This is a genomic window from Streptomyces sp. NPDC002690, from assembly GCF_053592415.1.
In genome coordinates this window covers 1-11,619 of the sequence record NZ_JBSFVR010000239.1, presented here as the reverse complement: position 1 = coordinate 11,619, position 11,619 = coordinate 1, and the positions used below count along the sequence as shown (strand labels likewise).

The 11,619-nt window shown below is 70.0% G+C and carries 10 protein-coding genes; all 10 read right to left on the bottom strand.

Annotated features, from left to right (window positions below; translation table 11 throughout):
* Positions 1-45: 45 nt before the first annotated feature.
* The 10 genes from pgi to uvrC all read right to left on the bottom strand — a co-directional run bounded on the left by pgi (position 46) and on the right by uvrC (position 11,468).
* Complete coding sequence (gene pgi / locus ACWD3D_RS25255) at positions 46-1,698, bottom strand: glucose-6-phosphate isomerase (RefSeq protein WP_451463079.1); 1,653 nt, start codon at positions 1,696-1,698, stop codon at positions 46-48.
* Between the two features lie 244 nt (positions 1,699-1,942).
* Positions 1,943-2,278, bottom strand: coding sequence for an RNA polymerase-binding protein RbpA (locus ACWD3D_RS25250; RefSeq protein WP_266703170.1), 336 nt, complete (start codon positions 2,276-2,278; stop codon positions 1,943-1,945).
* A gap of 109 nt (positions 2,279-2,387) precedes the next feature.
* Positions 2,388-2,624 carry a preprotein translocase subunit SecG gene (gene secG / locus ACWD3D_RS25245; protein WP_451463078.1) on the bottom strand — a complete coding sequence of 79 codons (237 nt, stop codon included), beginning with the start codon at positions 2,622-2,624 and terminating at the stop codon, positions 2,388-2,390.
* A 142-nt stretch (positions 2,625-2,766) separates the two neighbouring features.
* Positions 2,767-3,543 (bottom strand): triose-phosphate isomerase, encoded by a 777-nt coding sequence (tpiA, locus tag ACWD3D_RS25240; RefSeq protein ID WP_451463077.1) that lies wholly within the window; start codon positions 3,541-3,543, stop codon positions 2,767-2,769.
* A gap of 5 nt (positions 3,544-3,548) precedes the next feature.
* Positions 3,549-4,760 (bottom strand): phosphoglycerate kinase, encoded by a 1,212-nt coding sequence (locus ACWD3D_RS25235; protein WP_451463076.1) that lies wholly within the window; start codon positions 4,758-4,760, stop codon positions 3,549-3,551.
* Positions 4,761-4,871: 111 nt separating this feature from the next.
* On the bottom strand, positions 4,872-5,882 hold the full coding sequence (gene gap / locus ACWD3D_RS25230) for a type I glyceraldehyde-3-phosphate dehydrogenase (protein WP_451463075.1): 1,011 nt from the start codon (positions 5,880-5,882) through the stop codon (positions 4,872-4,874).
* 471 nt (positions 5,883-6,353) lie between these two features.
* A complete protein-coding gene (whiA, locus tag ACWD3D_RS25225) occupies positions 6,354-7,343 on the bottom strand; it encodes a DNA-binding protein WhiA (protein ID WP_266703180.1) in 990 nt (329 codons plus the stop codon).
* Complete coding sequence (locus tag ACWD3D_RS25220) at positions 7,334-8,368, bottom strand: gluconeogenesis factor YvcK family protein (protein ID WP_451463074.1); 1,035 nt, start codon at positions 8,366-8,368, stop codon at positions 7,334-7,336. Before ACWD3D_RS25220 ends, whiA begins: the two co-directional genes overlap by 10 nt.
* Positions 8,365-9,339: an RNase adapter RapZ gene (gene rapZ / locus ACWD3D_RS25215; protein WP_451463073.1), complete on the bottom strand. Its 975-nt coding sequence runs from the start codon at positions 9,337-9,339 to the stop codon at positions 8,365-8,367. The genes ACWD3D_RS25220 and rapZ overlap by 4 nt, the downstream gene beginning before the upstream one ends.
* Positions 9,336-11,468, bottom strand: coding sequence for an excinuclease ABC subunit UvrC (gene uvrC, locus ACWD3D_RS25210; protein WP_451463072.1), 2,133 nt, complete (start codon positions 11,466-11,468; stop codon positions 9,336-9,338). Before uvrC ends, rapZ begins: the two co-directional genes overlap by 4 nt.
* Positions 11,469-11,619: the final 151 nt, after the last annotated feature.

The following is an 11,619-nucleotide window of genomic DNA, read 5'->3' as shown; positions in this document are numbered from 1 at the left end:
GCCGGAGGTCTCAGGCGCGGCGTCCGCTCCCCCTCGGTCACCGGCTCAGCGACCGCGCAGCGACCGGTAGGTGGCGACGAGGGCGGCGGTGGAGCTGTCCAGCTGCTCGCCGCCGGTGCCCTCGGTGAGGACCGGCTCGATCTTCTTGGCGAGGACCTTGCCGAGTTCGACGCCCCACTGGTCGAAGGAGTCGATGTTCCAGATCGCGCCCTGTACGAACACCTTGTGCTCGTACAGCGCGACGAGCTGCCCGAGGACCGAGGGGGTGAGCTTCTCGGCGAGGATCGTCGTGGTGGGGTGGTTGCCCTGGAACGTCTTGTGCGCAACCAGTTCCTCGGGCACGCCCTCGGCACGGACCTCTTCGGGCGTCTTGCCGAAGGCGAGGGCCTGGGTCTGCGCGAAGAAGTTGGCCATCAGCAGGTCGTGCTGCGCGATGAGTCCGGGCAGCAGGTCGCCGACCGGGGCGGCGAAGCCGATGAAGTCGGCGGGGATGACCTTGGTGCCCTGGTGGATCAACTGGTAGTACGCGTGCTGGCCGTTGGTGCCCGGGGTGCCCCAGACGACCGGGCCGGTCTGCCACTCGACCGGATTGCCGTCCCGGTCCACGGACTTTCCGTTGGACTCCATGTCCAGCTGCTGCAAGTAGGCGGTGAACTTGGAGAGGTAGTGGCTGTAGGGCAGCACCGCGTGCGCCTGGGCGTCGAAGAACTGGCCGTACCAGACGCCCAGCAGGCCGAGCAGCAGAGGGACGTTCTCCTCGGCGGGGGCGGTGCGGAAGTGCTCGTCGACGAGGTGGAAGCCGTCGAGCATCTCGCGGAACCGGTCCGGGCCGATGGCGATCATCAGCGAGAGGCCGATGGCGGAGTCGTAGGAGTAGCGACCGCCGACCCAGTCCCAGAACTCGAACATGTTGGCCGTGTCGATGCCGAAGTCCGACACCTTCTCGGCGTTGGTCGACAGCGCCACGAAGTGCTTGGCGACGGCGTCCTGACCGGACCTCAGCTCGGTGAGGAGCCAGTCGCGGGCGGAGGTCGCGTTGGTGATCGTCTCGATGGTGGTGAACGTCTTCGAGGCGATGATGAAGAGCGTCTCGGCGGCGTCCAGGTCGTGGACGGCCTCGTGGAGGTCGGCACCGTCGACGTTGGAGACGAAGCGGAGGGTGAGGGAGCGGTCCGTGAAGGAGCGCAGCACCTCGTACGCCATGGCGGGGCCGAGGTCGGAGCCGCCGATGCCGATGTTGACGATGTTCTTGATGGGGCGGCCGGTGTGGCCGGTCCACTCGCCGGAGCGGACCCGGTCGGCGAAGCCGGCCATCTTGTCCAGGACCGCGTGCACGGCCGGCACGACGTTCTCGCCGTCCACCTCGATCACCGCGTCGCGCGGGGCGCGGAGCGCGGTGTGCAGGACGGCGCGGTCCTCGGTGGTGTTGATCTTCTCGCCGCGGAACATGGCGTCCCGCAGCTCGGCGACTCCGGTGGCGGCGGCGAGGTCACGCAGCAGACGCAGCGTCTCGTCGGTCACCAGCTGCTTGGAATAGTCGACGTGCAGGTCGCCCACCCGGAGGGTGTAGGCGGCGCCGCGGTCCGCGTTCTCGGCGAACAGCTCCCGCAGGTGGGTCCCGCCCAGTTCCTCGCGGTGCTTGCCGAGAGCCGCCCACTCGGGCGTCTGGTTGAGCTTGGTTCGGCTTTGTGCGTTCATCCCGGGTATCAGCCCATTCTTCTCGTACCTGCTCCCCGCTGCACCCCCAACCTAATTGATCCTGGTCGCGGGTGCCGCGCGGGCATGGCCGAGGGCCCGAATCGGCGGCCGGGGAAGGCGGAAAGCGGTCCGGCCGGCACCCAGGGGGTGTCCGGCCGGTGAACGGTGCGGTGCGGAAAAGCGGCGGCTCTCGCACGAGGACCGAGGAGCAGCCCTCAGGAAGCGGGAGCCGGGCGGGATGTTCTCAGATCTCGCCGCGGAGCTTGGCGAGCGCCTCGGCGAGAATGGCCTCGCCGTCCGCGTCACTGCGCCGCTCGCGCACGTACGCGAGATGCGTCTTGTACGGTTCCGTGCGCGGCGGGTCCGGCGGGCTGTCCTTGTCCTGACCCGCCGGGAAGCCGCATCGGGGGCAGTCCCAGGTCTCCGGTACCTGCGCGTCATGGGCGAAGCTCGGCTGCGTCTCGTGCCCGTTCGAGCACCAGAAGGAGATGCGGAGGCGCGGCGCGGACTCGCCCCGCTCGGCCTCCCCCATCGGCCCCGCTCCGACCCGGCTTCCCCGGATCGCGTTGCCACTTGCCACGGTCGTAACTCCCTGCGTGATGGTGCTCGAAGATGCCCCAGTCTACGTAAGGCCCAACGCGCGTCCAGTGATTGGAGTTACACGGTCACCGGCAATCGCGGACGATGCGTCAGTTGTCCAGCTTGATGAGCAGGCCGAGCGCCACGATGCACGCGAACCAGCACAAGCCGACGACCACGGTGATGCGGTCGAGGTTGCGCTCGGCCACCGAGGAGCCGCCGACCGAGGACTGCATACCGCCACCGAACATGTCGGAGAGGCCGCCGCCCTTGCCCTTGTGCATCAGCACCAGCAGCATCAGCAACAGGCTGAAGACGATCAGGGCGATCTCGAACGCCAAAATCACGGCTGGTCCCTACTTTCCGGAAATTCCTGGACTGCTTCTAAGAAATCTGCTTCTACGAAAATTCATTCACGCACAACGGGGGCCGAGGGTGGAACCCACCCCGGCCCCCGCAAGGGTACGACGGATCGGCGCTAGCGCATACTCACTGGTCGCGGAAGCGGACGATCTTGACGAACTCGTCGGCGTCCAGCGCGGCACCGCCGACGAGGGCACCGTCGACGTCGGGCTGCGCCATGATCGCGGCGACGTTCCCGGACTTCACGGAACCGCCGTACTGGATGCGGACCGCGTCGGCCAGCTCCTGCGAGTACAGCTCGGCGAGCCTGCGGCGGATCGCTCCGCAGACCTCCTGGGCGTCCTCGGGGGTGGCGACCTCGCCGGTCCCGATGGCCCAGACCGGCTCGTACGCGATCACGATCGACTCGGCCTGCTCGGCCGGGATGTCCGCGAGGGCGCCGTCGAGCTGCGCGAGGGTGTAGGAGACCTGGTCACCGGCCTTGCGGATGTCCAGGCCCTCGCCGACGCAGAGGATCGGGGTCAGCCCGTGCCGGTAGGCGGCCTTCACCTTGGCGTTGCAGATCTCGTCGTTCTCGCCGTGGTACTGGCGGCGCTCGCTGTGGCCGACGGCCACGTACGCGCACTTCAGCTTGGCGAGCATGGAGCCGGAGATCTCGCCGGTGTACGCACCGGAGTCCTGCGCCGAGATGTCCTGGGCGCCGTACTTGATCTTCAGCTTGTCGCCGTCCACCAGGGTCTGCACGGAGCGCAGGTCGGTGAAGGGCGGCAGGACGGCGACCTCGACCTCGTCGTAGTCCTTGTCGGTCAGCGCGAAGGCGAGCTTCTGGGTGTGGGCGATGGCCTCGAGGTGGTTGAGGTTCATCTTCCAGTTGCCCGCCATCAGCGGGGTACGGGTGCTCATCTGGCTCAGTTCTCCAATGCGGCGAGGCCGGGGAGGGTCTTGCCCTCAAGGTATTCGAGGCTGGCGCCGCCACCGGTCGAGATGTGGCCGAAGGCGTTCTCGTCGAAGCCGAGGATGCGGACGGCCGCGGCGGAGTCGCCACCGCCGACGACGCTGAAGGCCGGGGAGTCGACCAGCGCCTGGGCGACCGCGCGGGTGCCCTCGGCGTAGTCGGGGTGCTCGAAGACACCCATCGGGCCGTTCCAGAAGACGGTGGCCGCGTCGGCGAGCTTCGCCGCGTACAGCTTGCGCGTCTCGGGGCCGATGTCCAGGCCCTCATGGTCGGCCGGGATGGCGTCGTGGGCGACGACGGTGGGGTTGGCCGGGGCCTTCGTCTTCAGGTCCGGGAACTCGGTCGAGACGAGGACGTCGACGGGGAGCACGAACTCCACACCGCGCTCGTCGGCGCGCTTGAGGTACTCCTGCACCGCGGGGACCTGGTCCTCCTGGAGCAGCGAGATGCCGACCTCGTGGCCCTGGGCCTTGAGGAAGGTGTACGCCATGCCGCCGCCGATCAGGATGCGGTCGGCCTTCTCCAGCAGGTGGTCGATGACGCCGAGCTTGTCGGAGACCTTGGCCCCGCCGAGGACGACGGCGTAGGGACGCTTGACGTCGCTGGTGAGCTTCTTGAGAACGCCGACCTCGGTGGCGATGAGGAAACCGGCGAAGTGCGGCAGCCGGGCCGGGAGGTCGAACACCGAGGCGTGCTTGCGGTGCACCGCGCCGAAGCCGTCGCCCACGTACACGTCGGCGAGGGCGGCGAGCTGGTCCGCGAAGGCACCGCGCTCGGCGTCGTCCTTGGAGGTCTCACCGGCGTTGAAGCGGAGGTTCTCGATGACGGCGACCTGGCCGTCGGTGAGGGCGGCGACCGTGGCCGTGGCGGACTCGCCGACGGTGTCGGTGGCGAACGCGACCTCGGTGCCGAGCAGTTCACCGAGCCGGGCGGCGGCGGGAGCCAGCGAGAACGCCGGGTCCGGGGCGCCCTTCGGGCGGCCGAGGTGCGAGGCGACGATGACCCGCGCGCCGGCCTCGGCGAGCTTGGCGACGGTCGGCTGGACGGCGCGGATGCGGCCGTCGTCGGTGATGGTGGTGCCGTCGAGCGGCACGTTGAGGTCGGCGCGGACGAATACCCGCTTGCCGGCGACCCCTTCGGCGAGAAGTTCGTCGATCGTCTTCATCTGTTCCAGGGCTCCTTGGAAAGGAAGGATGAGCACGCGAGAAGGCCCGGACGGCGCTTCATCGCGCCGTCCGAGCCCCTCACTACATCGAGATGCCTGCCGATCCGAGGATCAGAGCTGGCCGCCGACGAAGACGGTCAGGTCGACGAGGCGGTTGGAGTAGCCCCACTCGTTGTCGTACCAGCCGAGGATCTTCACCGTCTTGCCTTCCTGAACCATCGTCAGGGAGGAGTCGAAGGTGCAGGAGGACGGGTCGCTGACGATGTCCGAGGAGACGATCGGGTCCTCGGTGTAGGTCAGGAAGCCCTTCAGGTCGCCGTCGTCGGCGGCCTTCTTGAACGCGGCGTTGACCTCGTCCTTGGTGACCTCGCGCTGCAGTTCGACGACCAGGTCGGTGGCGGAGCCGGTCGGGACCGGGACGCGCATCGCGATGCCGTCGAGCTTGCCCTTGAGCTGGGGCAGGACCAGGGCGGTGGCCTTGGCGGCACCCGTCGTGGTCGGGATGATGTTCTCGGCGGCGGCGCGGGCGCGGCGCAGGTCCGAGTGCGGGAAGTCCAGGATGCGCTGGTCGTTCGTGTACGCGTGGACCGTCGTCATCAGGCCCTTGACGATGCCGAAGTTCTCGTCGAGAACCTTGGCCATCGGCGCCACACAGTTGGTGGTGCAGGAGGCGTTGGAGATGACGTGGTGGTTGGCCGCGTCGTACTTGTCGTGGTTGACGCCCATCACGATGGTGATGTCCTCGTCCTTGGCCGGAGCCGAGATGAGGACCTTCTTGGCGCCACCGGCGATGTGCTTCGCGGCGTCGGCCTTCTTGGTGAAGATGCCGGTCGACTCGATGACGATGTCGACACCCAGCTCACCCCAGGGGATGTCGGCCGGGTTGCGCTCGGAAAGCACCTTGATGGTGTGACCGTCGACGGTGATGGTGTCGGCGGTGTGGCTGACCTCTGCCTTGAGACGACCCAGAATGGTGTCGTACTTCAGCAGGTGAGCCGTGGTCGCAGTGTCACCCAGGTCGTTGACAGCCACGATCTCGATGTCCGCACCCTGCTCCAGCAGCGCGCGGAAGTAGTTACGACCGATGCGGCCAAAGCCGTTGATGCCTACGCGGATCGTCACGAACCGATCTCCTCGTTAGGTACGCCGGGTTTCGACGCCGGCGAGTTGTATGGGATGTCCCCGACCGCCTCCGACCCTACCTCTCATGTGGCCCGCGGGTGACATCGAGAGGCCTCGTACGCGCACCGATACGACCTACTGACCAGTAGGAACACGCGGCTCCGGCCCACCGGGGGGTCATCGGTCACCCTTCGGACCGGAAAGCAGCCTCTGTCCCGCGACGATCGGACATGTGCCCAACGCCCGTACACACACGGACGATCGAGGCGTGACGAGCGGCGACGAGAGGTGACCGGCAGAATCACGGGCCGGCGTCCGGGCCCCCGGCCGACGCCCCCGCGCGCCGTCGCGGGGTCTTCTCCGTACGGCGAAAAAGCCGCCGCCGGCGTCCCCGCGAAGGGAACGCCGGCGGCGGTCGTATACGACGGTGACGCCCGGGTGGACCGGAGGGCGGGCCGGGGTGGACCGGCCTCAGCCGACCAGGCCGTCCGCCATCTCCTCGCTGAGGGTGGACTCGGTACCCGGGATGCCGAGGTCCTGCGCGCGCTTGTCGGCCATCGCCAGCAGCCGGCGGATACGCCCGGCGACGGCGTCCTTGGTCAGCGGCGGATCGGCCAGCGCGCCCAGCTCCTCCAGCGACGCCTGCTTGTGCTCCATGCGCAGCCGTCCGGCGGCGGCGAGGTGCTCGGGAACCTCCTCGCCCAGGATCTCCAGGGCGCGGCCCACCCGGGCACCCGCGGCCACGGCGGCGCGGGCGGAGCGGCGGAGGTTGGCGTCGTCGAAGTTGGCGAGCCGGTTGGCGGTGGCCCGCACCTCGCGCCGCATCCGGCGCTCCTCCCAGGCCAGCACGGACTCGTGGGCGCCGAGCCGGGTCAGCAGGGCGCCGATCGCGTCGCCGTCGCGGACGACCACACGGTCGACGCCCCGGACTTCACGGGCCTTGGCCGCGATGGAGAGCCGGCGCGCCGCGCCGACCAGCGCGAGCGCCGCCTCGGGACCGGGGCAGGTGACCTCCAGCGAGGAGGACCTGCCCGGCTCGGTGAGCGAGCCGTGCGCCAGGAAGGCCCCGCGCCAGGCCGCCTCGGCGTCGCAGGTGGCCCCCGAGACCACCTGCGGGGGCAGCCCGCGGATGGGACGGCCGCGGCCGTCCACGAGACCGGTCTGGCGGGCCAGCTGGTCGCCGCCCGCCACCACGCGTACGACGTACCGGGAACCGCGGCGCAGCCCGCCGGGGGCCATCACGATCAGCTCCGAGGCGTGCCCGAAGATCTCCAGGATGTCGCGCTTGAGCCGGCGGGCCGCCATCGCGGTGTCCAGCTCCGCCTCGATCACGATCCGGCCGCTCACCAGGTGCAGCCCGCCCGCGAACCGGAGGATCGCGGAGACCTCCGCCTTCCGGCAGCAGGTCCGGGTGACGGGAAGCCGAGAGATTTCGTCCTTCACCGCTGGCGTCATCGCCATGGGCCGATCCTTCCATGCATCCGAAAAATACGGTCGTACGCGGCGGCCAGCAGCTCCGGATCATGAATCGGAACGCCGTCTGGCGAGGCCACCGGCGCCAGCTCCACCGCGGCACCGAGCCGCTTGGCGGCATCGGCGAGGGACTCGCGGTCAGGCACGGCGGCCTCGTCGGCCAGCACCACGTCCAAGGCGAGTTTAGGGGCGTGTCGCCCCAAAACCTCCAAATGACGCTGCGGTGAGAAGCCATCTGTTTCACCGGGTTGCGGCGCGAGGTTCAGCGAAAGCACCTTCCGGGCCTTCGTCGCGACCAGCGCGTCGAGCAGATCCGGGACCAGCAGGTGGGGGATGACCGAGGAGAACCAGGAGCCCGGGCCGAGCACCACCCAGTCCGCGTCCAGGACGGCCTCGACCGCCTCCGGGACGGCCGGAGGGGCGTGCGGAACCACCTGCACGGACTGCACCTCGCCCGGGGTGAGCGCCACGGTCGCCTGGCCGCGTACGGTCACGATCGCCTCGGGTCGCTCCGGCTCGTGCCCCCTGACCTGCGCCTGGAGTTCCAGCGGTACGGCGGACATGGGCAGCACCCGGCCGTGCGCGCCGAGGAGCGTGCCGACCAGGTCGAGCGCCTGCACAGGGTCGCCGAGCTGCTCCCAGAGCGCGACGATCAGCAGGTTGCCGACCGCGTGCCCGTGCAGGTCGCCCCGGGACTCGAAGCGGTGCTGGGTGACCCTGGCCCAGGTCTGCCCCCAGTCGTCGTCCCCGCAGAGGGCAGCGAGGGCCTTGCGGAGGTCTCCGGGCGGGAGCACCCCGAACTCGTCGCGGAGCCGGCCGCTGGAGCCGCCGTCGTCGGCGACGGTGACGACGGCGGTCAGGTCACCGGTGATGCGGCGCAGGGCGGCGAGCGAGGCGGACAGTCCGTGGCCGCCGCCGAGGGCGACGACCTTGGGCGGGCCGCCGCGCCGGCGTCCGGAGCGCAGCGAGCCCGCCCGGCTCAGCCTCCGCAACCGCAGGTTGACGCTGGTCACTCGCGCCCCATGTCCCGGTGGACGAGGACGGTCTCGATCCCTTCGGCGGCGAGGCGGGCCGAGAGCTTCTCCGACATCGCGACGGAGCGGTGCTTGCCGCCCGTGCAGCCGACCGCGATGGTCACGTAGCGCTTGCCCTCGCGGCGGTATCCGGCGGCGACGAGCTGGAGCAGCTCGGTGTACTGGTTGAGGAACTCCTTGGCGCCCGGCTGGTCGAAGACGTACGCGGACACCTCCTCGTTCAGGCCGGTGAAGGGGCGCAGCTCGGGCACCCAGTGCGGGTTGGGCAGGAAGCGGCAGTCCACCACGAGGTCGGCGTCGACCGGCAGACCGTACTTGTAGCCGAACGACATCACCGTGGCGCGCAGCTCCGGCTCCTGGTCGCCGGCGAACTGGGCGTCCATCTTGGCGCGCAGCTCGTGGACGTTGAGGCTGGAGGTGTCGATGACCAGGTCTGCGTCGCCGCGCAGCTCGCGCAGCAGGTCGCGCTCGGCCGCGATGCCGTCGACGATCCGGCCGTCGCCCTGGAGGGGGTGGGGTCGGCGGACCGACTCGAAACGGCGGACCAGCGCGTCGTCCGAGGACTCCAGGAAGACGATCCGGCGGGTGACGTGCTTGGTCTCCAGGTCCGCCAGGGACTCGCGGAGGTTGTCGAAGAAGCGGCGTCCGCGGACGTCCACGACGACGGCGATCCGGGCCACGTTGCCCTGGGAGCGCGCGCCGAGCTCGACCATGGTCGGGATCAGGGCGGGCGGGAGGTTGTCGACGACGAACCAGCCGAGGTCCTCCAGACACTTCGCGGCGGTGGACCGGCCGGCGCCGGACATGCCGGAGATGATCACCAGTTCGGGGATGGCCGTCGGGACGGCGTCGCCCGTCTCGTTGGTGGTGCCCGTGCTCACGTGTGCTCCGTCTGTTCGGTCCGGGTCCGGTTGCGTGGGTTCTGCGTGGCGGTGCTCATGGTCGGTCATGGCGTGCCCCCGTCGTTCTCGTCGATGATCTCTCCTGTGGCCGTGTTCACGGCGGGTGCGGCCGGCGCGGCCGTGGCGAGGGCCGCGGCCACCGACTCCGCGGTCCTGCGGCCTATCCCCTGGACCTCGCAGATCTCGTCGATTGTCGCCTGTCGCAGCTTCTTGACGGAGCCGAAATGCTTGAGCAGTGCGAGTTTCCGGCTCTCGCCGAGGCCGGGGACGCCGTCGAGAGGGCTGCTGCGGACCCGCTTGGCGCGTTTGGCCCGCTGGTAGGTGATGGCGAAGCGGTGGGCCTCGTCACGGACGCGCTGGAGGAGGTAGAGACCTTCGCTGGAGCGGGGCAGCACCACGGGATCGTCGTCGTCGGGCAGCCAGACCTCTTCGAGGCGCTTGGCGAGGCCGCAGACGGCGATGTCGTCGATGCCCAGCTCGTCCAGGGCACGCTTCGCGGCGGCCACCTGCGGCTGCCCGCCGTCGACCACGACGAGCTGCGGCGGGTAGGCGAACCGCTTGGGGCGGCCGTCGTCCTCGCGGGGCTCGGCGTCGTCGGGGGTGGCGTCCTCGCGCGGCCCGTCGGTGCCGGGGGTGCCCGCTCCGGAGGCGTCGGTACCGAGGACGTCGGTGCCGGGGGTGCCCGCGCCGGGGGCGTCGGTACCGAGGACGTCGGTGCCGGGGGTGCCCGCGCCGGGGGCGTCGGCCCGGGAGGGCTCCTCCCACTCCCCCAGGCGCTCCTTCTCCTGGAGGTAGCGGCGGAACCTGCGGCCGATCACCTCGTGCATCGACCTGACGTCGTCCTGGCCCTCGAACCCCTTGATCTGGAAGCGGCGGTACTCGCTCTTGCGGGCGAGCCCGTCCTCGAAGACGACCATCGACGCGACGACGTCGTCGCCCTGGAGGTGCGAGATGTCGTAGCACTCGATGCGCAGGGGGGCGGTGTCGAGGCCGAGCGTCTCGGCGATCTCCTCCAGGGCCCGGGAGCGGGTGGTCAGGTCGGAGGCACGCTTGGTCTTGTGCAGTCCGAGCGCCTGCTGGGCGTTGCGCTGGACCGTGGCCATCAGGTCCTTCTTGTCGCCGCGCTGCGGGATGCGCAGGCTGACCTGGGAGCCCCGGCGGTGGGCGAGCCACTCGGAGACCGCGTCGGGGTCCTCGGGCAGCGCGGGGACGAGGACCTCCTTGGGTACGGAGTCGCCGGTCTCCTCCCCGTAGAGCTGCTGGAGGGCGTGCTCGACCAGGCCTGAGGTGTCGACCGCCTCGACCTTGTCGGTGACCCAGCCGCGCTGGCCGCGCACCCGGCCGCCGCGCACGTGGAAGATCTGGACGGCCGCCTCCAGTTCGTCCTCGGCGACGGCGATGAGGTCCGCGTCGGTGGCGTCGGCGAGCACGACCGCGCTCTTCTCCATCGCCCGCCGGAGTGCCCCGATGTCGTCCCGGAGCCGGGCTGCGCGCTCGTACTCCATGTCCTCCGCGGCGAGCATCATCTCCTTCTCCAGGCGGCGCATGTAGGCGCCGGTACGGCCGGCCATGAAGTCGCAGAACTCCTCGGCGAGTTCGCGGTGTTCCTGGGGGCTGACGCGGCCGACGCAGGGCGCCGAGCACTTGCCGATGTAGCCGAGCAGGCAAGGGCGGCCGGTGCGGGCGGCGTTCTTGAGGACACCGGCGGAGCAGGTACGCACGGGGAAGACGCGGAGCATCAGGTCGACGGTCTCGCGGATCGCCCAGGCGTGGCCGTACGGGCCGAAGTAGCGCACGCCCTTCTTCTTGGCGCCGCGCATGACCTGGACCCGGGGGAATTCCTCGTTGAGGGTGACCGCGAGGTAGGGGTAGCTCTTGTCGTCGCGGTACTTGACGTTGAACCGGGGGTCGTACTCCTTGATCCAGGAGTACTCCAGCTGCAACGCCTCGACCTCGGTGGAGACGACCGTCCACTCCACGGAGGCGGCCGTGGTCACCATGGTGCGCGTGCGCGGGTGGAGACCGGCCAGGTCCTGGAAGTAGTTGGCGAGGCGCTGGCGGAGGTTCTTCGCCTTGCCGACGTAAATCACCCGGCGGTGCTCGTCGCGGAACTTGTAGACCCCCGGGGAGTCGGGGATCTGTCCCGGCTTGGGGCGGTAGCTGGAGGGGTCTGCCATGTCTCACACCCTACTTCCGGCCGGTGACAGCGAGGTTGCCGTCCGGCGGCGCCGCCCTTGCCCGGAGCGGGCGGGGCCCGCGCCCGGCAGGGGTCAGCCGGCTGGTCCGCCACGTACGAGGCCCCCGCCACGTACGAGTGGAACGGCTGGA

What these genes read in the sequence shown, in the direction of transcription:
- pgi (WP_451463079.1), bottom strand. Translation starts at nt 1,698, where the DNA reads ATGAACGCACAAAGCCGAACCAAGCTCAACCAGACGCCCGAGTGGGCG.
- tpiA (WP_451463077.1), bottom strand. Translation starts at nt 3,543, where the DNA reads ATGAGCACCCGTACCCCGCTGATGGCGGGCAACTGGAAGATGAACCTC.
- ACWD3D_RS25235 (WP_451463076.1), bottom strand. Translation starts at nt 4,760, where the DNA reads ATGAAGACGATCGACGAACTTCTCGCCGAAGGGGTCGCCGGCAAGCGG.
- whiA (WP_266703180.1), bottom strand. Translation starts at nt 7,343, where the DNA reads ATGGCGATGACGCCAGCGGTGAAGGACGAAATCTCTCGGCTTCCCGTC.
- rapZ (WP_451463073.1), bottom strand. Translation starts at nt 9,339, where the DNA reads ATGACCGACCATGAGCACCGCCACGCAGAACCCACGCAACCGGACCCG.
- uvrC (WP_451463072.1), bottom strand. Translation starts at nt 11,468, where the DNA reads ATGGCAGACCCCTCCAGCTACCGCCCCAAGCCGGGACAGATCCCCGAC.